Raw genomic sequence first — 21,560 nt, 5'->3', positions numbered from 1 at the left:
GCCAGCAAAGAGCGTGCGGGGTCCCACGCATACCAGCGCTTGTACTCACGGGATAGATCAGGAACGGTTGACGATACAGAATCCCGGTTCTCAGGCATTGCGCATCCACAGCACACGTACCCGGCGTGCAATAGCAGACAGCTCCTTGAACCCTGCCAGTTTGTCAAACCAGCGGAAACCCGCGATGTCACTGGGTGAAGGCCGCTGGAACCCGAGATTCGGCATGGCAACTTGGGTGACGATATCCGGGTTTTGTGCCCGGAACGTGGAATAGGCGCCATCGACGTGCATGGGGCCACCGTCGGGGTGCCCGGCGGGCCGCTGCAGCATGGTTTCAAAAAATGCCACCAGGCGGGCAATCGCTTGGCCCCGGAACGCAATGAAGTGCGATTGCATCAGGGGCTGGTCGTATTTTTCGAACACCATAGTGCCCGTGTTCCGGGATTCGACCATATGCCCCAGGTAGGCGATGTCATAGCTGTTACCAGCCATATGCTGCGACACTGATTGTTGGTACTTCTTCAAGGCGTTGTTGAACATCAGATCATCTTCAACAATCAAAACCCGCTGCATGCCGCGGTCGCGTGCCAAACGCAAAATTTCCAGATGGCTCATAAAACAACCCCGAGCACCGATGCTGGGAAAGCCACCACAATCCGTGGGCTTGACTGCCGGAAAGATTTCGATCTTGCTCCGGTCGGATGCGCCTATCCAATCTAACTCACTCTGGATCGCCTTGCGTCTGTCCGTCCGCTCTGGCAAATTGATGACAAAGACTTTGTCGAAGCTGTTAAGGAAGGTCTGGGCTTGTGTCATGCGGCTTGCTCCGTATGCATGGTCAGTTTGTCGAATCTGCCCTTCAAGGAGAAGTTGTAGATGGACATATTCTTCCCGTACGAGTTGTCATAGAAGTGCACTTCTTTGCCTAACAACAGCGAGGCTATACATACGTGCAGGCGGTTTGTATTGACCACGTCGTGCCGCTGGATGAATGCAAAGAACGCACTCGCAGTCTCGTGCGCGTGGAAGGGGGACATGTCCAGGCCGCACAGCGTCTGCGAAAGGTCGACATTGGAAAACGGTATAGCCACGTCTGTTCGCTCGACATCCTCACGGAAGACATGGAGCGTTTTCGGGTGCTGGATATTGCGCACACTGTGGAATACGCTACGCAGCAGCCGTTTGACACGTCGGGAGAGCAAAACCTTGTCCTGGTACTCCTGCTCATGCGCCGAGCGGTACCGTATTGTCAATTCCACATTGGTATGCAGAGCCACATCGTGCGACAGGTAAACATTCGCTTGCGTTTTGACGCCCGACATGAATTCATAGGAAGGCAGATCGCGGCAAAACAGGTCGACATTGCCAGACATCTTTTCGAACAGTTCGGGATACGAGCGTATCGTATGCGGCAGCACGACAAACCGTGATGCGCCCTGGTGATGCCGTGCGATAAAGTCTCGCGCGTTCGGATAGGGGTGCACGAGATTTCCTCCACCGCCATATACGACTACCCTGCCGGCGGTGCGCTGCGGATCCACGTCTGTCGGAACGTATTCGTATCGGATATTCAGTTTGTCGAAGACTTGATAGGTCGCGTTCGCAATGATGCCGTCACCCGCATTGCCGGGGTTAGGGCAGTACACGATGGTCTGCCCAGAGAACTGGGCAAGGTACTGTTCCAAATCTTGTATGGTGTGCATGGGAGGTACTATGAGAAATGCAGTCAGACGGTGCTGCCAGCGGCAACCCGTGGCAAGCCCAACTCTGTGCAAATATGCAGACAGTGTTTGCTGGCACTCGGTGTGGAAACCAGTTGTATAGGGCGGTCATCCTGTCGTCCATGGGCGTGGAGCATCAACAGTGTGGCCAGGAAAGCATGGTCGATGTAGGTGACATGGGTGACATCTACCGTGAATTGCTGCCCCGTAGCAAGCCATCGCTGGCACGCAGACCGGAATGCGGGGAGACTTTCCAGCGTGCAACGCCCGAACAATTGAATGTTCGTCCCGTCAGCGGATTCCACCCATTGGAAGGTCGATTGCTGGTCTTTGCTGGCTCGGGTTTTGTACCGCCACTGGTAGGCAAGGCCCAAGGGGATTTTGGTCAGAAGGAGCTTGAGCAATGCTCGGCCATCGTTGAAATAACGCCGCCACAACTCGGGCTCTTCCTTCACCCGCCATAACCATTCCAGCCCGGTTTTTTGCATCCATCGGGGTGCACGCCTTACATTACCCACGACAAAATTCACAACGGCACCAAGATGGCTGACAACGGGGACGTTCAAAACCGACAGGTTGTGCTGTATCCAGGCTTGCCCTTTGGCTGCGCCCAAGGACACGACCAAAAAATCCGCCCCCGACCGGTTGATTTTGTCCAGGGCATCGGCTCCACTCATGTCTTGAACTGAGCCATAGCCGGGTGACGCAAAGCCCACGCATTCCATGCCCTTGCCTTCCGCGTTGATCTGTTGCGCCGCCTGCTCTGCGATGCCCGGTGGACCGCCAAAAAAGTAAACCTTGATGGGCTTTCCTTTGGTATTGCCATTGCGCAGCGCCTCAAAGACATCTGACCCAGCCACGCGCTCGGGTATGGGTATTCCCATCAGCTTGGCAAGCCAGACTACAGGCATGCCGTCGGCCAGACTCAGGTCGCTGTGGATGACAGATTCACGGAATGCTGCATTCGTCTGCGCCGCCATCAAAAAGTTTAGATTGGGCGTAGAAACGAAACACGGGCTGCGCGTATCGATCGCCTTGCGTATCTTTGCAACCGCCTCTTCCAGGGTCGCTGCATCGAAAGGCAGGCCCAGTAGGCAGTGGATATTGCGATGGAAATCAGGCGCTGCGCTCTTCATAGTTCACCATCGCGTTTGCTGCGCACCCAGGCGCTCTGCCGCTTGACCAGAAAGTAGAAATACAACGGCAACTTAGCCAGAACATAAAGGGGCACATGGCACAACTGCTTGAGGCTGATGACCCTACGTCCGAAGCGCCACCAAGCAAGCATGACTGCCGTTGCAAGCATGGCAGTTGCCAAGCCTGCCACCAGTGCAGGCCACACGCTGGCGCCATCCAGCGCAAGAGCGACGCCCGCCGCAAAACTGCCCACCGTCAACAATGTCAGCAAAGCCAACGGGGGCACACACAAATCCAGCGCCATCGCGAGCAGCGCCCCATTGGCACGGGTCAACGCCTGCCAGAAAAGCCGCGGAACCTGGGTCAAGATAACGCCCAGATGTCCGTGCTCCCAACGCGTGCGCTGGGTTTGCAGCCCCTCAGCAGCGCTAGGGAACACGCTAGTCACCAGCGCCTGGGGGCAAAACAGCGGTGGTGTGCCACTGCGGGCCAGGTCAATGCCCAGTTGCATATCCTCGACAATCTGGCCGGTGTTAAGTTGGGCCTTGCTGATGTGCGCCCACGTGAAGGCCATGCCGGTCCCCATCAACTGGCAAGGCAATCCCAATTGGAAATACCCCATCGCACGCACCTGATTTTTAACCAGCCACGCAAACTCCGCGAGACGCGTTTTGATGGATCCCCCTACAGGGGCCTGCATCAAATCCAGCGCCTGCACCGGCCGCCCAGTGGTCATGCACAGCATTGCCAGTGTTTCGATCGAACCGGATCTCAGTGTGCAATCGGCATCCAGGATCAGAACAACCGCTGGCGGGCGTGCCTCCAGATGCCGCACACCATGGTCGAGTGCATAGCCCTTGCCCCGCAACTCGGGATTGTTTCGCACTACCACCTCGACGAAAGGGGAGTCTGCCACGACGCGGCGGGCCAGATCCGCAGTAGCGTCAGTGCAGTTATCCGCGACCAGCAACAAACGCTTATGGGCACCCAATTGCGGCAGGAGCGCCCGCAATATCTCTGCAATACCAGCGGCCTCGTTGTGCGCTGGCATCAACACGCAGACCTCGGGCAACGGCGAAATGGACAGTTCTACCGGGCGGCCCCGTCTGGGAGCCGGTAGCGCGGCTAGAACCTGCACCAATAGCACGGTGCAAGGCAACAAGAGCACCGCAGCGCCCCCGAGCAACAGGCCCGACAGAGCGCTCATGCCATGGCCTTGCGAAAAAGGGTGGCCAGTTTGGCCGCCTCGGTGTCGACCGAATGCCTTTGCAATACACGTTGGTGTGCAGCAGCGCCCATGGTCGCCAACCGGGATGCTGGGGTGGCGAGACACTGCGCCATGGCGTCAGTCAATTCGTCAACAGCCCCTGCCGAAAACAACCAACCGACTTCGCCATGGCTCACCAATTCCGGGATGCCGGCCACCGCTGTTGTCAGCACAGGCCGGCGCAAGGCCATGGCCTCCATGATGACCACCGGCAGGCCTTCGGCAAAGCTGGGCAGCACCATGGCGCGCGCAGCTAACAGTTCCTCACGCACCTGCGCGCCACTGATCCAGCCGGTGATGCGCACGTGCTGCTCCAGCTTGTGCTGCACAATGAATGCTTCGATCTCCGGCCGCATCTCCCCGTCTCCTGCCAAGACAAGTTCACACGCAACCCCGCGCTGTCGCAAGGCTGCGAGCGCCTGCAACAACAATAATTGACCTTTCTGTTCGCACAGGCGTCCCACACACACCAGGCTTGGCACATCTGGTGGGTCCAAAGGACCGCCACTGTGAAACGCCGCCTCCAAACCGCAGTGGACGACCTGCACCTTCTGCCAGTACGTGTGCTCGACCCACCGGTACAGTTGGCTGCGACCAAAGGAACTGATGGCGACCACAAACCGGGACCGGCGAATTTTTTCACCCAGATGTATGAACTGGGGTTTGTCGAATTCTTCCGGACCGTGCACGGTAAAGCTGTACCCAGGGCCACCGAGTGCATTGACCAGCATCACGACTTCTGCACTATTGGTCCCGAAGTGCGCGTGGACGTGGCGTGCGCCACGGGATCGCAGCCAAGGCAACATGCGGCAGGCCTCCGCAAGATAAATCAGGTGGTACGGCAGCGACCGGTCAGCATGGCGCGACATGTTCGAAGCTAACAGCAGAGCCGACCAAAATCGTAAGGGCGTTTGTAGCGCCGTGCGCAGCATGGCCCACGCCAGCGGCAGCATGCCACCCTGCAACACATACTGAGTGCGGCTTTTTTCTGCCTGGTCTTCGACGTCGGCCACGTTGTCGCTCCAGCCGCGCAACGCGATCCGCTGCACATCAAAACCCTGACGCTCCAGCGCCAGAATCTCACGCCGAATAAAACTGTGGCTAACTTTGGGGTACTGATTGATGAAGTAAGCGATGGGAGTGGTCATGGCGTGGGACGGCGCATTATTTGTATTCGATCAAGACGGCGCGCTTGTCCAGCATGCGGTTCAACAAAAACTTGAACTGGCCCCATGCTTCCGGCAGCTTGCCAACGACCAGTAGGGTGGCATACCAACCAGCGGCAGGCAGCGTGTGGCGCACCCGCCCGTAAATACGGAGCACCTGCAGTGGATACACCAGCAGCAGTAACAAGGCCCATGGGCTCAGCGCAACTGCCAGGACCGCTATCAGTGCCGGTATGGCCGCTCCCCACATCCTTGCACTGCGGGATTCCCGCACCCAATGCCGTTCAGGCGGTTGCCCATGCAGGGACGCGCCCTCCGCAAACGCGTAGCCAGCGCGCTGGGACCGCTTCCACCACTGGCGGAAACGCAGCATGGCTGCGTCGTGCAGGGCCATATCTTCGTCGATGCGCAAAATCTTCCATCCAGCGGCTCGCAACCGTACACAGAGCTCCGGCTCCTCTCCGGCGATCAGTGTCTCCAGGAAGCCTGCGCAGGCAGCAAAGGCACTTGCGCGAAACAGTGCGATGCCGCCGCAGGCCTTCACCTCTCCGACAGCAGTGTTCCATTCGATGTCACACAGCTGGTTGTAAATACTTTTCTCGGGAAAACGCTCACGCAACCGTCCACAAACTGCAGCAAGCTGTGGTTGCCCCTGCAGCGTGCTTCGCGCGAGCGGCAACCAATCGGGCAGCAACTCACAATCCCCGTCGATGAACTGCACGTAAGCAAGGCCTGGCAGGCAGGCCACCGCATGCGCAAAGCCTGCATTGCGCGCCCGCGCTGCCGTGAAGGGCAGCGACATGTCTAAGTCCACGACCTCACAACCCAGACCGCGGGCATAGTGAGCGGAGCCATCGCTGGAGCCTGAATCGACATACACCACGGTTTGGGCAGCCCCAGCCTTCAACACCGACGCGAGGCAAACCTTCAACCGATCTCCCTCGTTGCGACCGATTACGACCACGGCTATGGCGCTTGGGCTTAGCATGGCGTGCATCAACGGGTGGAGTGGGTCGCCCAGCGGGTACGGACCATCGTAGTACAAACCAGAGCCACATGCCGCCACGTTCCAGCAAAGCCTAATGCCACCCCAGGTTTGAGCGCACGTTTGATCAGATTGATGCCATCGGCCACCACTGTCAGTGCAACACTGCCCAGCATTGCACCCAAACCCAGGTTCTTACGAAAGTACAAGAGTTCACTCTCCACCTGCAGGGCATCCAATTGCCGACCGCTTTGGGTAATGGCACCATCTGATTTGGCACTTTCGCCACCCAGGTGCACGACCGTCGTATGAGGATAGAACACCACATCCCAACCCGCCTTCTTGGCTGCGAAACAATGGTCAACTTCTTCGCAATACAGAAAATACCGTGGGTCGAACAACCCGACCTGGTCTATAACTTCTTTGCGGACCAGGTAGTAGCAACCCACCACCCAATCACATGAGCGAACGCTGTCATGGCCCCAGCCCATGTCATCCACCATGCGAACGCCAGAAAACAGCCGGTTGAGCCCAGTGCGGTGCAGGAAGGCATTCCATGGTGTTGGAAAATACCGGCAGCAAGGCTGCAGCTCGCCATCGCGCCCCTCCAGGCGCACACCCAGGATGCCGCACCGGGGATGGGCATCCATGTAGGCTACCGTTTTAGTAAGCGTGTCTGGCGCGACAAAGGCATCGGTATTGAGCAGTAAGACATAGCGGCCACTGGCAGATGGCAGGGCCTGGTTGTTGGCCCTCCCGAAACCCACGTTGTGCGCATTCACAATCAGGGGACAATCTGCAAACTCGTTCGTAATCAACTCGACCGATCCGTCTTTCGAAGCGTTGTCGACGAAAGTGATGTCAACCTTCAAATTTTCAGATGCAGCGCGCAGCTTCCCTATGCACTCGTGTAACAGGTGTTCGGTGTTGTAGCTAACGATGATGGTGGAGACGTCGATCATGCCAATGAGTGTTGCGCGAGGTCGCGGCGTAGAGAGCAAGAATTATCATCGACCACAACGCGCTTACGCCGCTTAGAGCCACCAAACGGCATCACTTTTTCAATTCGATACAAGTTAGAGGCAGAAATACCCATGAACCAACGCTTACCCTCCCTCAAACGGGCTGTCTTAGCAGGATCCTCCTGGACTTTGCTGAGCGTGGGAGCAGGGCAATTGATTCGACTCGGCAAGAGCCTCATCCTCACGCGCATGCTATTTCCGGAAGCCTATGGTGTGATGGCCATTGTGTGGTCCGTCCTGTACACACTGGGCATGTTGTCCGACGCAGGGCTTGCTGCAGCTGCTATCCGTCACGAAAGAGCCAACGAATCAGACTTTATAAACACCCTGTGGACAGCAAAAGTTGTCCGCGGTTTCATGATTTTCGTCGTGACCGGTTTGATCGCGTATCCCATATCGCTCATTTACCGCATGCCCGACTTGGTCTGGCTGGTTCCGCTGGCGGGGTTGACGATGGCGATCAGCGGATTCAACTCCACAAACGTTTACAGCCAACAGCGCCAGATGGTGTACGGACGGTTGACTTTCATTGAACTGAGCAACGAGATAGTGGGATTGATCGTCATGGTGGTGTGGGCATACTTTTACCCCGGTGTGGGGGCCATGATTGGTGCCTCCGTTGTCTGCGCCGGATATTTTCTGGCCAGTTCGCACCTGGTCTTGCCGGGGATCAGGAATCAGTTTGCTTGGGACCGTGCAGCGCTTCGCGACATCTTTAATTTCGGGAAGTGGGTATTTCTTAGCAGTGCCATATTTTTGGTGTACACGCAGGGCGATCGGATGCTGTTGGGGCATTACCTCGACGCCAAGATGCTGGGTATCTACAGCATTGCCATCATGATCAGCGAAATTGTTAGCGGCGTTATCGGCAAGCTGAACAACGCTGTGCTGTACCCGGCGCTGAGCAGGGTCATCAACCAGGACCGCCACCGACTCAAGGAAGTGTTTTACAAGACCAGGCTCGGGTTTGATTTCGTTATTGTGTTGCCCATTGCCACACTGATGGTCATTGCAGGTGATGCAATAGCACTGATGTATGACGCGCGTTACCAGGCAGCGGGATGGATGCTGCAAATTCTATGCGTCAGACTTTTGATGATTGCAGTATTGAGCACCAGTGAAGCCTGTCTCTTCGCGCTGGGAAAGCCCAAATTTTCTGTTGTACAAAACGTATGCCGGGCAAGCTGGATTTTGGCTGGCATACCGTTGGCATGGCACTCCTATGGCATCACCGGTGTCGTTTGGGTAGTGGCAACTACCGAGTTGCCGGTTTTCGCAGTGCTTTGGTACGGAATGGCAAGGGAGAAGCTTCTGTCGCCAATGCGTGAAGCGAGGTCATTGATCGCCGTTATTCTCGGACTATTGGTAGGCGCTGCGCTCAAGCACACCGTCTTCTAGCCCGGCCACCGGATGGTGGAATATGCCAAGCACAGGGCCGCAGCAGACCATAGCAACAAGGGAACGTGATAGATAGGGCTGACGGTGGCGATGATAGCCAGCGCTCCGATCATCACAGACAGCAATGTTTGCCCCAAGACATGTGATTCCGAGCCGAACGAGGTTTTCGACATATGTTTGTACGCAGCCAACAGAACCATGCCAAAAAACAGCGTGTAGAGCCCTAGCCCGACAAAGCCGGTGTTCAACCCGACAATCAGATAGGTATTGACCAAATCAATGATGCCTTGTCCTTGGCGCAGTTCCTCCATGTGAAGCAAATAGTCTGTAGACCCAAAAAACGGGTTGTCCAGAATAATTTGAAAAGACGTATCAAACAGATTCTGACGGTAAGTCACGTTTTCTTTGTCCACCGTTCCGACAAAGGGAAGATAGTCGATGGCCTTCTGACCAAAGTCGGTGAACATCAGTGCACCCCCAACAGGAAGCGCTGCAAAACCAAACTTGGCAAGACGCTGCATCGGCTTGTCGCCTAACAGAGTGAACACCACTAACATGAGCGCCAGCCCCACCCAAGGTCCACGCGAAAGGGGCGACACAATGCCGGCCAGCAATAAAAGCATGCCACCGGCATACATCAACTTTCTGGGCACGGACCGCGGCAGGGCCATAAAAAATCCGATGGCAATCGCCACGACAAAACCCAACACGATGGATTGACCACTGGTGGCCGATGCGCGCAAAAAGTCACCGCGCGCCAAATACCCAGGTTCCCAAACGACGCCCAATGCAGTACCTGCCGACGCGTAGAGTATCCAATGCCGCAGGAACTCAAAAACTCCAACCAGAGACGAAACCATCGCCGCGACTACAAAACTCATCAGCACATCGCGAAAGCCCTTCACATCTTTCACCGACCGACTGATGGCGTAGTAGGGAACCACCACGTCAATACCCCACGCCAATGCGGAGCGCGCGATGTTTGTGCCAACGTCATACTGCGTCTGCAACGCCAAGTTGAGCAAGATGTAAGCAGCAAGAATCTTGTCAGGCCAGTAACCCTTGGACCGGTTGGTTACCGCCAAGCGTCTGGCCTTCATGCACACCGGAACCAACACAATAGCGGTCAGCACCCGAACATAGTCGACGGCAAAGAAATAGCGTATGCCCGCGAAGCCGGGTATTTCTTCCTTGATTTGCGGAAGTGCCAACGAAAGAAAGAAAAACAGCGCAATCGGATTTGCGTCCTTCTTGGCAGCGCGGTGGATCACCAACGCAGCGATCGCTACAAATATCCAATAATTCTGCGACAGGAACCCCGCTAGGGTGATGCAAAACCAGGCATTGCGTCGCCGTACAAAGTCTTCTGACAGTATTGCTTCCGCGGTAGCTGGGGCTTTGGAAAAGGCGAAGACCACTGACGAGAGCACAAGAATAACTATAAGTGCCCTTACGTACTCTGGCATTCCAGCCTCCCCAGGTAACGCCTAAGGCTACGACGCGACATCTATCAGCGGCGGTGCATTCAAAACCGATCCCACAACATGGATATTGGACCGCTTCAACTCCGCCAGGAGGCCCTTGAAGGCGCTGGTTTTTGTTGCGTGGGCGCGGGCAACCGCCAGTGCAGTCCCGGCCTTGCTGGCAACCATAATGGCATCAGCGCCGCTGGCGGTTGCCGAGGTGTCGATCAGCACGATGTCGTAGGTTCGGCCAGCCCAGTCAAACAATTCCGTCAAGTTGGGGCGATTCAGCAACTCCTGAGGATTGGGCGGAATTGGCCCAGCAGGCAACACGTCGAGATTCTGGATGTACGGAATCTTGTGCACGGCACTCGCCACGTCCGCACGGCCAGCAAGCAGGCTCGAGAATCCCACCTGGTTGTTCACTTGAAAAAGCGCATGCTGACGCGGCGCGCGCATGTCGGCATCGATCAACAGCGTACGCTCTCCCATTTGCGCAAAAACAATCGACAAGTTGGCAGCCAAATAGCTGCCCCCCTCTCCACGACCAGCCCCCACTACGGCCAACATTGCGTGGCCCTTGTGCTGGTCAAACCATCGCAACATTAGTTGTGCCCGTATCGTACGCAACTGATCGACCTCATGGCTGAAAGGTTGGTAGGCGGCCACTAGCTCGGCATCGGTGTGCTGACCACTGGTGCGTGGTAGATAACTGTATTCGTACTGGTGTGCCAGTGCGTAGTGGATATCGCCTTCGCTCATCAGACCCAGTTGTATAGCGGCTTCGCCAAAGCGAATGCCCTTCTCGCGCTGAAGTTCGCTGATGCGCTGTGCATTTTCGGGGGTCAGTACCTTGGCATCGACCAGAATTTGGCCAAGCGAACGCTTGGACCCTGTTTTGCGTCCTATACCTTCGAGGTCTGCCTCCAGGTCGCTCGGAAACAAGGAAGACGGAGAATGCAAATTACTCATGTCAACCCTGCCGTACGGTTTGCGGCGTACATCGCCTTGCGCCTCTTGCGCAGAGTGAAGAATTTTCCGAAGAGCACGAATCGCTGCCCCCACGAGTAGTGGGAGCCGTGCCGCTCAATCGTACCGAGTACAGGTACGTCGTCTACCATGATGTCCTCCAGTACGCGGACCTTGGGGTTCAGAAACTCGATACCCAACGCGGCTGCCAACGCCGCCGCCATAGCACCAAGGAACGTAGCCGCGAGGTACTTCAAGCGATTAGGTTTAAACGGGATATCCGGCTCAATGGCTGGACTCAAAACCGAGACATTGGCCTGGTCAGACTGCTTTTCGAGATTGAGCTGATTGCTTCGCTTGAGCACCGAGTCGTACATTGCTTTGGCGGCTTCCACGTCTTGCGCCAGTACGGATATCTGGTCGCGCTCTTGTCGGAGCGCCAACACGCGGGCCTTCTGTGCTGCGACCATGCCCCGTAATTCCGCCTCTCGCATGCTGGCCGTGCTACGCAAAACAGTGGTGCCGCCGGTCACCCGGCGCATTTCTTGTCCAAGTTGTTCCTTGAGTTCTGCGATCTGCCCCTCAAGCTGAATACGCATTGGATGGTTGGGGCCTAAGCTGATCCGCATTTCACTCAACTTAGCCTCAGCCTGGCTGAGCTGCCCCTTGATACTTGCAACCGAGTTGCTCGCAAGAATGTCTGGCGACAGCTCGCCACCAGAATTTTTCTCACGGCTACCGATCGCCAAATTTTCACCTTGTACCGCGACCAACTGGGCCGTGAGTGCGTCCAGTCGTTGGGTCTCCTGGTCAGTACGCTGGTCTATGCCAATGATGCCTTTTTCATTTTGGTAGGCGGACAGCTTTGCCTGCGCAGATTCCACATTCGCCCTCAAACTCTTAAGGCGCTCGTCAAACCAGTCCGCGTACTGGCGAACAGGTTCCACACGCAAATCAACGGTCAGATCCAGGTATGCCTGTGCGAACGTATTGACCGCAGCGGTAGCAAACTTGGGGTCGGTGCCCTCAAAAGTTAGGCGAATAACATTGCTGGAACGCAACGGCTCGACCAGCAGGCCTTTGCGCAATAGGTTCGCGTAGTAGTTTTCCAGGGGAATTTTTTCCCGAGTGGCTGCTTTCCATTGCTCGATCAACGCCGGGGTTTGCGCCACGCGCAATCTTTTGACAACGCCTATTGCGACACGCTCGCTTTGGATGATCGCAATTTGCGTTGCAAGATAGTTAGTTCCTCCAACAACTGCACCCGCAATCGGGTCTGTTCGACCATCGACGAGAAGGTCGGTTGTAGCTTGGTAGGTCTTGGGAGTCAGCCAAGTCAACGTGCCCCCACCCAGGGACACCAGCACAAATGCGAGCAACGCGACATAACGGTGCGCAAACAATATCAGCAGAAGCTGTTTAGGAGTCATATGGGCGATTCCTTAAAACAGGCTTTCGCGTACATAGATCACGTCTTCGGGCTGAACGAGGTCCGTTAGTTCAGGCCTGGATTCTTTGATACTGCCATCAGCCTGTCTGCGGTTCAGGCGGAGGTTGCGCTCAGTTCCGCGTTGCGTCGGCCCACCTGCCGTGACGAGTGCCTGCATCACCGTCATATTGCGTTCCAATCGGTAAGGGCCAGGTTTGCCAGCTTCGCCGTAGACATAGAAGGTTGGAGCCCGGTGCACGTAAATGGTGTCACCACTGGCCAGCACAACGTCATTGCCAAGCTTATTGTCAAGGTACGTGGCTGCCACGTCTATTTCCTGGCGCATGGGTTTACCGTCGCGCTTCCCGGTGAGAATCACCGTATCTGAACCGCCCTGTGCGATACCCCCCGCTGCGGCAAGAATATTCGACAAACGGGTATTTAGCGCATCCAGCGGGTACAGACCTGCGCGACTCACCGCACCCAACACCGTCACAGTTTTTTTGCGAATCTGCAACTGAGCAATGGTGACCTGCGGTTGCTGAATGAAGCCGCCAGCCTTGAGGGCTTTGGCTATCACGGCTTCTGCTTCTGGGATCGTGAGGCCCGCCACTTTAGTCGCACCGATCAGTGGGTAGCTGATTTGACCCGATTCCAGAATCCTGGTTTCTTGGGTCAGGTCAGGGCTCTGGTACACCTGGATCCGAATGATGTCACCCGGACCGAGTCGATCCTCAAACAAACTTTCTTGCGCAAACGCTGACGAAGTGCTTGCGTACAAAGAAAGTATGGCCAATGCTAAGGTTGCAAACCACCGTGCGAAGTTTTTCATTTGAGTCCCTGGATACCTTTTTCGAGGTTTATGTTGGCTGGATTGACGCCGGGCTCTGAGGCCTTGCCACCGCTGGTTCGCGCATCCGCACGTGCCTTGGATCGTGCTTCAGCTTCGGTCTGTGCGCGGACTTGGTCGTCAGCCTTCTGTTTTGCGAGCGATTCAGCGTCCGCCTTCGCCTTGGCTTCCGACGCCTGTTTGGCCTCTGCTGCGGCCTTGGCTTTAGCCTCCGCTTCTGCCTTGAACGCTGCTTCACCCCCGGCAAACTCCCCCAAGTATTCCACCTTGGCTTTTGCCTTCATCACGTCTTTTTCACGCTTGATGGCTTCTGCACCCCGTTGATTGGCCAGGAATACTTTAATCCTTGGCTGCGCCTGGGCTTCGGTGATGGGCATGGATTTGGAAGCTACCAAGCGAACGACGAAATGGGCCTCATTACCCTCGATTAGACCTATCTGACCATCCTTGAACTGGTGCAGCTTCGGTAGCACCTCCAATGGAATTTGCTCCGCCGCCCGCGCTCCTGCACTGGGCTTGAAGGCAATGCCTTGCTGCGTTAGCCACTCGGCGATTTCCTCCATGGTCTTGGCCGAGGCAACCCTGTTGCGCACATCAGTCAAATTGGGCGTAGATTTGTCCAGCGCAATTTCCTGTAGGTTGAAAATGCGCCGCTGAGTGAATAACTCCGGGTGTTCTGTGAAGTAGGCTTTTACCTCTTCGTCCGTCGGCTTGGGCTGCGCGTTGCGAATGTGCTCCAGCGCGGCACGGGCGATAATTTCCCGCTTCGCGTTTTCGATTGCAGAAACAACCTCAGGACTGCGATCAAGTTTCGTTTTGGTCGCCAGATTGATGGCAAGTTGCTGCTCTACCAGCCCGTCCAATATTTCCCGTTTGACCTTGGGCAAGCTGTCAGGCGAAACGCCACTGACTTTTGACAGCACCGAGTTGATTTGGTGCACCGAGATCTCTTCCCCATCAACGATGGCGACCGTCTGCGTCGCAGCTTTGTCCTTCTTTGAGCAGCTTACAAGAAGCAAGGGCAGCACGATAGCCAGGGCGATCGAGCGAAGAATTGGGGAGCGGGTGAAGCGTATAGGCATAGTCTGAGAAACAAGTGTCAAAAAATGAATTGGGCGCCAACCGTCACAACCTGAGTGCTGTAGTCCTGGTCCACCACGTTCGAAGTACGGTTGGCCTGTGTCATCGAGCCACGCAAATTTACATACTTGCGCGGTTGCCACAACATAGTCAGTCCGCTTTCGGACGTACGGTCACGACGCATGCTGATTTTGCCGTTCGGGTTGCCAAGGGCGTCCCGTACGCTCTGCTTGAACTGCAGACCGAAAGACAACGTGGGACGAGCCTGCCAAGTTGGCGCAAGGCTGTACGCATCCGTCTGGGCATAAGTAGATTCCAGCGTCTGGAAACTGTTGAGATCGCGCTGCCAACCCGCTATGACACTGGTCTTGCCGGTGATGTGCCAGGTCACATCTACTCCGCCAGTGATACCGCTGAAGTCAAACTTGGGATCGATGGAAAACCGTTGCTCCAGATACGCCAGCCTTGCCTTGACAGACGTATTCGTGTTCAGCGCGTAGGCAGCCATGACTATATGGCCGTTGTAGGTGTATCCGCTTGCTCCGGCGATGGCACTGGTGTTGGTACCAGCGTCCACGCGGCGTGCATAACTTATGGTGTTGTTATTGGTTGGGGCATAGCTAATGCCCGCTGTGTACGACTCGTAACGGACATCGGAGATGCCCAGCAACGCACGTTCGTTAGTCGAATTGGCTTTGGAATACTCGCCCAACAAATGCCATGGGCCGCCCACCAGGTAACCCAGCGTCAGGTTATCGAGGTCGGTCGTATTTTTATTGCGCAAACTAGGATCAACGCTGTCCGCCGCCGAATTCAGCGACTCTGCGTGTTTGGTGCTGAGCACACCCAATAGCGTAGGTGAAAGACTCCAATGCCATGCCGCGAGATAGTTTTTCCCGAAAAAGTTAAATTGGGTCAGCGTTTGGTGTCGGTTATTGATAAGGCTGGCTTCCAGGTCTACGCGCTGCTGACCCAACGGCAATGCCACGTTGAGGTCGAGCGTTTGCGTATCGATTTGATCCGCAACCGCCTTCTCTCGGGGCAGTCGCAAATAATTGTCGTCGGCGCTGTGCGCCACACCTGCCCGCAACTTCAGCCTTTCAGGGTCTTTCTCCTCCGCGTGGGAACAGCCTACCGCGGCGCCAATGAGGAGCGCTACGACAGTTTGGTGGCGGATTGGAAACTGGGTCATGTGTAGTTTCATTCGGCAAGGGCGGGGGCAACATGCAGCGCCTGACGCAGGCGTGCAGCAGTCAAGCCCAACAACATCAGCAAAAACTTATTTCCCAGACGTGGGTGATCCGCCAGCATATCGTTGAGTTTTTGGTGTGTCAGAAAAGCAAAATCGCTAGGCTCTTTGGTTATGCAATTGGCAACACGGCGCTCGCCATCAATCATCGACATTTCACCAAATAACTCTCCGGGTTTCAGCTCGCGAACGACCGTTTCGCGTCCCTCATTTGTCTTTACGATTTGGGCGGAGCCGGTCATCAAAATGGCCAGGAAGTGGCCCTCATCACCTTCATGTATCACTGTAGACTTGCGTCCCACGCCGAAACAGTCCATGTACTCTGCCAACAACGTCAACTCTTGCCGGCTGAAGTGCTGCATCGCCCTTTGCTTCTTGAGCACACCAACGAACTCGTCAGCAAAGCCGCGCGCAGTACCCAACGCTTGCGCGTCTGGCGACAGCTGATCAAAATTCGAATTCATATGTGTTGTCTCCAAAACCCAGAATATTCCAGTTAGCGAGCTCGCAAGGATTCGCCCTCGCTATGCGAAGTGCATGCATCAATATGCCTTTTGATCACCCATCACAACGCGGACCGTCCTGTAGATGATGAACAAGTCCAGGCGCAACGACCAGTGGCGCAAATAGTCCAGGTCATAGTCAATACGCCCCTGCATCTTGTCCAGTGTTTCTGTCTCACCTCGGAACCCATTCACTTGTGCCCAGCCAGTGATCCCTGGCTTGACCTTGTGGCGCACCATGTAACCTTTGATCAACTTGCGATACATCTCGTTGTGGGCCACGGCGTGAGGCCGGGGACCCACAATACTCATGCGGCCCTGCAACACATTGATAAACTGGGGCAGCTCATCCAAGGAAGTCTTTCGCAAAAATCTCCCTAGCGGCGTGATGCGAGCGTCATTTTTTTGCGCCTGTGCGACAACGGACCCGTCTTCGGTAACAGTCATGGAGCGAAACTTATAGACCAGGATTTCCTCTCCATCAAGGCCGTAGCGGCGCTGGCGGAAGATCACAGGGCCCGGTGAACTGAATTTGACGGCCAGCGCGATACCCAGTAAGACCGGCGACGCCAATAACAGGATCAGCAGCGACAACAGAATGTCACTGACACGCTTGATGGTGCCATTGGTGCCACGAAATGGGGTTTCACAGACCGAGATTACGGGCATGCCACATACAGAACCCGTACGCCCTTGAATCAGGTCTGTGATGAACATGTCCGGGACAAAGAAGATCGATGCAGTGGTGTCCTTCAGCTCATCCAGCACCTGCAATATGCGAGGTTGCGAGGCCATAGGCAATGACAGATAAATCAGCTTGACGCCCGTGTCTCGCACGTAGGCCGGTATGTCGGGCAGGCCGCCGATGATCCGCAGCTCGCCCGACACATCGAGCCGTGCGAGGTCGCGGTCGTCAAAGAAACCGGCCAACTCGATATGCGAATAGGGTGTGTCACCAACACGGCGCGCCAGCGCGACGCCCTGCTCGTTCATACCCACGATGATGGCCCGCTGTGGTGGACCTTGCACCTGCACCAGGACGGGCGCGAAAGCCCGGAATGCAAACTGCGCCCCGACCAACGCAAACGGAGAAATAACAAGCCAGGCCAGCAGCGCTTGCTGGTCAAACTCTCGGTAATAGCCAGTAGCAAAACCGGCGAACGCAAGCAGCGCTCCGGTCCACACGGCACTGGTAAGAACGTCGGCCACCATATGCCAACCAGGGGTGTTCAGGCGCGGCGTGCCGGGAAACGAGACGGAAAAAACAATGACGGACAGTATCAGGTAGGAGCCTGAGAGAGCGCCTTCGAAGTAGAAAGCAATAGCCCACAGCACAAATACGAGCACAAAGGGCTCAAGCCCGGCCTCGACCGCGCTAAGCAGGCTGTCCTTACCCACAGGGCCGGGATCGTTGCGCGCAGCCAGGACGGCCGCGCTCGCGCTGTGCTGGTTCTCAGGCATCTTGCTTGTGGCTATTACTGAAAGCAGACACGGCTTGGGCGCGGTTGAGTACGTCCAGCTTCTTGAAGATCCGCTGCATATGGTTTTTTACGGTGAAGGTACTCACGTCCAAAATGCTGCCGATTTCACCATTGGTTTTCCCCATGGCTACCCACTTCATGATTCCAGCTTCCCGCTCACTCAGGACGGAAACCTCTGCATCGGAACTCACACCCACACTTTCTGCTGCCACAGCGTTCTCAACCGAGTATTGGTTGGGCAATAGCTCCACTTGCCGCAACGCGTTGTCGATATACGGCAACATAAACTTAAGGGCCATCCGCTCATTTCGGTGGCGCTGAGCATGGGTGCTAAACAACACATACAGGCAATCGTGCCGTCCCCGCTGGTCATTGATGCCGTGTATGAGGCTCGAACGCATGGTGCGCATGGCGTCTCCAATGGGCCCCGGCGTCGCCACGTTGTCCCATGTAAAACCGCGTTCACAGACTTTCAATGAAAACGGTCTTCTGTCTTGCGCAATCCAGCGATCGAACAATCCTGTTAACAGTGGCGTGATTGCTTCCGTTACCGCATTCTCAGAGCGAACGCCTGGAATCGCAGAAACGATGTCGTAATGGATCAATCCCAGGTGAAAATCCCCCCAAGCGGCGACCAAGATGTCGTGCGGAAGAAAGTGCTGCACGTCACCCTGCAACCAGTGCATCAGATCAATGTGGCGGCGCACATCAAATACTTGAGAGATGAGCGCGTAATAGCGCACCAAATCCTCTGTCTTAGGGCCGACTTGAGCGAGAGTTGCCATAGTGAGGGTCATGTGGCCGCGAACAAATGGGCGCTAGCGCAATCCTTGAAGACGGGTTTGGTGGAGCCATTAACAAAAATAGCTTGCCGATGGCAAGCTATTTTTTAGTTTGGCCGGAGGGATTAAGCAGTTTTGCTCTTTCGACGGCGAACCATTGTACCCATCAGGCCCAGGCCGGCGAGCATCATGGCATAGGATTCTGGCTCAGGAACTGCCGCGGTAACGGTAACATTGTCCAAAGAACCACCGAGACCGTCAGACTTGCCGACTGCATAAAACAGCAGCGAAGTGGGTCCATTCAAATTGACCAAGCCGGTGTATTGCTGCCATACATTACCAGACGGCGCTCCTGCCACACTCGTCAGCACCTGACCCGAAAGGTCACCAAAATTGAAGCCGATGCCATTGGAGCCTGCCGCAACGCGCTCACGTGCGGAGAACCAGAAGCTCAACGTGTACCAGCCGTTACCGTCGATAACCTGGAACATACCGCTGTTGTTACGGGTGTCCAGTTCGACGAAGTTAGAGCCCTCTTTCGCAACGCCAGCAACGTTGTCGCGAACTTCGATATTAGGAATACCCGACCAGCCCACGATGCTGTTGTAGATATTCCAGGTACCAGCGGCTTGGCTGTTGCCAGCAGCGACTTGCTCAAAGCTGCCATTGACCACGAGGTTGCTGGCGTGAGCAGTGAACGCAGATGCGGCAACCGCGACACATGCAAGGGATTTTTTGATAAACATACAGGTAACTCTTATAAATTGCGCTAAAACAAGATGTGCAAAACACATCGACAACGTTCTAATTTTCGCTGCGGTGCAGCAACGCCGCAATAGTCCGTTCGGACTAATGGCCGGCAACGCGGTGTGTGCCAAGCACTCTGTCACGCGCAGATTCGGGCAAGGCTTGCGCCATTTGTGCCAGGAATTTAGCCTGAACCCGGTGTCCACGCGCCATATCCTCGTCAATACTGGACACGCGCACCAGCATTCCATCGGGAATCAGGCCTTTTAAGCCCAAACGAAACTGTGCGAGCTTCTGATCGGTTCTGGAGACAGTGACCTGATCACCGACCACCAGCCAGTAGGTGATCGGCTCGTTGCGCAGACCCAACTTGGACATTAACAGACGCGTACTGACGGTACGGTCTGCCAGCACGATTTCGCTTTGGGTATTGGACGTGATCTGAAAACCCTGAGCCGGATAGCACACCTCTGGCAGGTGTGCGCGGGTAGCATCTGATTGGTCACCGCCATAGGCTACCGACAACATGATGCGTTCGCCGGCCGCGTTGATGTACGTACGCGTCAGCGTCTGGTTGTAAATACTGTCCAGAACGGCCTGGGTTTGCGGCGAAGGCAGGATCATCGCGGCACGCGCATCCACACGCCAGTCAGCAAAGTCACCGGGGAAAATTTTTTCCAGGTCCGGTTTGCCAAGCACATCGCTCAAATGCGTCGTCGGCGTGGCCCAGTGGGCCAGCGCAGCGGTTGCCAGCATCGCCGCAAAAACCAGCAAAGCCCGAAAGCGTGCAGCAGTCATGGCTTCACTCCGCGCAGGGGTGGCTCTTTGAACACCCAGCCCAGCATATGGTCCGTTCCCAACACAAACACCAGCCCGACCAGAAATAAGACCATGCCGGCAAAGCCATGGACAAAACCCTGGCCCGCCGCATCACCATAGTGGTAGGTCACCAGCACCAGGATCATCACCCGCACGACGTTAGCAAAAAATGCGATGGGTACGACCAGGATGCTAAGCGTGATGTTGCGTGCTGCCGATGTGTACTGCATGAGGTTCATGTACAGCAGGCCCAACGCCTCCAGCGTGAACATGGAATTCAGACCGGCGCAGGCATCGGCAACCAGCAACTGGTATTGGCCCACGTTCAGAATGACGCCGGCACGGCTGACGGGGTAGCCAAACGCATACAGCAGATTGGCCGACACCGTGGATACCGCAGACTTCAAAGGTGCCGTCACCTGCGCCACCAGCACCTCGGGCAGCGGCGTCATAAAAGCCAGGAAGAACAGCGGGAACCAGATCATGCGCAGGGCACGCTTGCCCAGGAAGCACAATGTCAGCGCACACAGCAACAGGATCTGCGAACCCATCTCCATCATCATGAAAGACTGCGAGCGACCAACGGCATACGCAACAAGGCCCAGCACCAGCAACGGCAATCCATAGGCCAGGGCAGGATGCGGCGGCAGCGCTGCCAGTGGGTGGCGGGCCTTGTACAGCAGCCACAAGCTGACAGCCACGATGATGGGCCCGTGGCCCTGCTCGTCCGTGGTCCACACTGTGCGAGCAACGTCCAGGTAGCTGGGCAAATACAGGATTACAAAGCCCACCAACAGCAGGCCCATGACCAGGAGATCGGCTCCCGGCGGGAAGATGGACTCCGCTTTTTTGGCGTTCAACGGTGTAGTGGACATAGGCCCGGTTTTTGTAACAGCAAGTAATGGATGGGTTGCGCGATTATCAAGGCTTTGCGCAAAGGGAACGCCTGCGCGCCCAAGCCGAATGGACTATTGCACCAATGCCGCTCAACTCCAACACGGCGTTGATCGCGATGCTGTTCCAGCTGAAACCCAGCAGCACATCGACGTGGTGGAAGGATGCCGCCCTCACCAGAACAAATACACCCAGGACGACCAAACCGCAAGCCGCTCGGCGGGCGTAGACATCCAGGTCTTCAAGCCTGCGCGCCAGCCATGCGCCGACACCCAATCCCCCCAGGGCCATTGCCGCTATGAAGAGCGCCTGCACCAGGCGGCGCTGCGCGTACCAGCCGTACTGCAAGGCCAAATCCCGCCCCACCTCGGTCAACCAGGTTTGCAAGTCCAACTGCTTGTTGACGCCCAGCGCCAACATGACCAGCGTCAACCCCATCCAAAATCGGTGCTCCGGACCGGCTGGTGAGCGACGCTGGCACAGGTAGCACAGCACCACGGCGGTGGCATAGGCCGCAACGGTGATCCAGCCCATGGCATGGGGGTCACCGATGCCAGGGTGCCAGCGACCATCATCAACCGTGGTCATCGGACAACCA

Annotated in this window: 21 protein-coding genes; 1 reads left to right on the top strand and 20 read right to left on the bottom strand. The window is 56.2% G+C overall.

Going from position 1 to position 21,560, the window contains the following annotated elements; genetic code table 11:
- Positions 1 to 90 precede the first annotated feature (90 nt).
- Genes AC097P_RS05365 through AC097P_RS05335 form a run of 7 tightly spaced genes read right to left on the bottom strand, consistent with a single transcriptional unit; the run spans position 91 to position 7,238 of the window.
- Entirely contained in the window at positions 91 to 816 is a 726-nt protein-coding gene (locus AC097P_RS05365; RefSeq protein WP_479609324.1) for a glycosyltransferase family 25 protein, read from the bottom strand.
- The gene (locus AC097P_RS05360) at positions 813 to 1,703 is read right to left on the bottom strand and encodes a polysaccharide pyruvyl transferase family protein (protein ID WP_479609323.1); all 891 of its coding nucleotides are present in this window, start codon (positions 1,701 to 1,703) and stop codon (positions 813 to 815) included. Before AC097P_RS05360 ends, AC097P_RS05365 begins: the two co-directional genes overlap by 4 nt.
- 23 nt (positions 1,704 to 1,726) lie before the next feature.
- The gene (locus AC097P_RS05355) at positions 1,727 to 2,857 is read right to left on the bottom strand and encodes a WecB/TagA/CpsF family glycosyltransferase (RefSeq protein ID WP_479609322.1); all 1,131 of its coding nucleotides are present in this window, start codon (positions 2,855 to 2,857) and stop codon (positions 1,727 to 1,729) included.
- Entirely contained in the window at positions 2,854 to 4,065 is a 1,212-nt protein-coding gene (locus AC097P_RS05350; protein ID WP_479609321.1) for a glycosyltransferase family 2 protein, read from the bottom strand. The genes AC097P_RS05355 and AC097P_RS05350 overlap by 4 nt, the downstream gene beginning before the upstream one ends.
- On the bottom strand, positions 4,062 to 5,273 hold the full coding sequence (locus tag AC097P_RS05345; RefSeq protein ID WP_479609320.1) for a glycosyltransferase family 4 protein: 1,212 nt from the start codon (positions 5,271 to 5,273) through the stop codon (positions 4,062 to 4,064). Before AC097P_RS05345 ends, AC097P_RS05350 begins: the two co-directional genes overlap by 4 nt.
- Before the next feature lie 16 nt (positions 5,274 to 5,289).
- Entirely contained in the window at positions 5,290 to 6,279 is a 990-nt protein-coding gene (locus tag AC097P_RS05340; protein ID WP_479609319.1) for a glycosyltransferase family 2 protein, read from the bottom strand.
- 8 nt (positions 6,280 to 6,287) lie between these two features.
- Positions 6,288 to 7,238: a glycosyltransferase family 2 protein gene (locus tag AC097P_RS05335; protein ID WP_479609318.1), complete on the bottom strand. Its 951-nt coding sequence runs from the start codon at positions 7,236 to 7,238 to the stop codon at positions 6,288 to 6,290.
- 132 nt (positions 7,239 to 7,370) lie between these two features.
- Between AC097P_RS05335 and AC097P_RS05330 the strand changes: the two genes are divergently transcribed.
- Complete coding sequence (locus tag AC097P_RS05330) at positions 7,371 to 8,696, top strand: oligosaccharide flippase family protein (RefSeq protein WP_479609317.1); 1,326 nt, start codon at positions 7,371 to 7,373, stop codon at positions 8,694 to 8,696.
- On the opposite strand, the gene AC097P_RS05325 is transcribed toward AC097P_RS05330, so the two are convergent.
- The 13 genes from AC097P_RS05325 to AC097P_RS05265 all read right to left on the bottom strand — a co-directional run bounded on the left by AC097P_RS05325 (position 8,693) and on the right by AC097P_RS05265 (position 21,550).
- Positions 8,693 to 9,721, bottom strand: a complete 1,029-nt coding sequence (locus AC097P_RS05325; protein WP_479609316.1) for an O-antigen ligase family protein — start codon at positions 9,719 to 9,721, stop codon at positions 8,693 to 8,695. The two genes, AC097P_RS05330 and AC097P_RS05325, sit on opposite strands and share 4 nt — an antisense overlap.
- A gap of 468 nt (positions 9,722 to 10,189) precedes the next feature.
- Positions 10,190 to 11,131: a chain length determinant protein tyrosine kinase EpsG gene (gene epsG, locus AC097P_RS05320; protein WP_479609315.1), complete on the bottom strand. Its 942-nt coding sequence runs from the start codon at positions 11,129 to 11,131 to the stop codon at positions 10,190 to 10,192.
- A complete protein-coding gene (locus tag AC097P_RS05315; protein WP_479609314.1) occupies positions 11,128 to 12,558 on the bottom strand; it encodes a GNVR domain-containing protein in 1,431 nt (476 codons plus the stop codon). The genes epsG and AC097P_RS05315 overlap by 4 nt, the downstream gene beginning before the upstream one ends.
- A gap of 12 nt (positions 12,559 to 12,570) precedes the next feature.
- Positions 12,571 to 13,389, bottom strand: coding sequence for a polysaccharide export protein EpsE (gene epsE / locus AC097P_RS05310; protein WP_479609313.1), 819 nt, complete (start codon positions 13,387 to 13,389; stop codon positions 12,571 to 12,573).
- Positions 13,386 to 14,489, bottom strand: a complete 1,104-nt coding sequence (locus AC097P_RS05305) for an EpsD family peptidyl-prolyl cis-trans isomerase (protein ID WP_479609312.1) — start codon at positions 14,487 to 14,489, stop codon at positions 13,386 to 13,388. Before AC097P_RS05305 ends, epsE begins: the two co-directional genes overlap by 4 nt.
- Positions 14,490 to 14,506: 17 nt before the next feature.
- Positions 14,507 to 15,679, bottom strand: a complete 1,173-nt coding sequence (locus AC097P_RS05300) for a porin family protein (RefSeq protein ID WP_479609311.1) — start codon at positions 15,677 to 15,679, stop codon at positions 14,507 to 14,509.
- A gap of 8 nt (positions 15,680 to 15,687) precedes the next feature.
- Complete coding sequence (locus tag AC097P_RS05295) at positions 15,688 to 16,200, bottom strand: cyclic nucleotide-binding domain-containing protein (RefSeq protein ID WP_479609310.1); 513 nt, start codon at positions 16,198 to 16,200, stop codon at positions 15,688 to 15,690.
- Between the two features lie 78 nt (positions 16,201 to 16,278).
- Positions 16,279 to 17,700 carry an undecaprenyl-phosphate glucose phosphotransferase gene (locus AC097P_RS05290; RefSeq protein ID WP_479609309.1) on the bottom strand — a complete coding sequence of 474 codons (1,422 nt, stop codon included), beginning with the start codon at positions 17,698 to 17,700 and terminating at the stop codon, positions 16,279 to 16,281.
- Positions 17,693 to 18,505: an XrtB/PEP-CTERM-associated transcriptional regulator EpsA gene (epsA, locus tag AC097P_RS05285; RefSeq protein WP_479609308.1), complete on the bottom strand. Its 813-nt coding sequence runs from the start codon at positions 18,503 to 18,505 to the stop codon at positions 17,693 to 17,695. Before epsA ends, AC097P_RS05290 begins: the two co-directional genes overlap by 8 nt.
- Positions 18,506 to 18,627: 122 nt before the next feature.
- Complete coding sequence (locus AC097P_RS05280) at positions 18,628 to 19,248, bottom strand: PEP-CTERM sorting domain-containing protein (RefSeq protein WP_479609307.1); 621 nt, start codon at positions 19,246 to 19,248, stop codon at positions 18,628 to 18,630.
- 103 nt (positions 19,249 to 19,351) lie between these two features.
- Positions 19,352 to 20,047, bottom strand: a complete 696-nt coding sequence (epsI, locus tag AC097P_RS05275; protein WP_479609306.1) for an exosortase-associated protein EpsI, B-type — start codon at positions 20,045 to 20,047, stop codon at positions 19,352 to 19,354.
- Positions 20,044 to 20,943 (bottom strand): exosortase B, encoded by a 900-nt coding sequence (gene xrtB / locus AC097P_RS05270; protein WP_479609305.1) that lies wholly within the window; start codon positions 20,941 to 20,943, stop codon positions 20,044 to 20,046. Before xrtB ends, epsI begins: the two co-directional genes overlap by 4 nt.
- A 46-nt stretch (positions 20,944 to 20,989) precedes the next feature.
- On the bottom strand, positions 20,990 to 21,550 hold the full coding sequence (locus AC097P_RS05265; RefSeq protein ID WP_479609304.1) for a hypothetical protein: 561 nt from the start codon (positions 21,548 to 21,550) through the stop codon (positions 20,990 to 20,992).
- Positions 21,551 to 21,560 lie beyond the last annotated feature (10 nt).

The sequence above is a fragment of the Rhodoferax sp. ZS1R8 genome, assembly GCF_056521325.1.
Note: the sequence above shows the minus strand (reverse complement) of the source record. Positions and strands in the feature narration are given on the sequence as shown.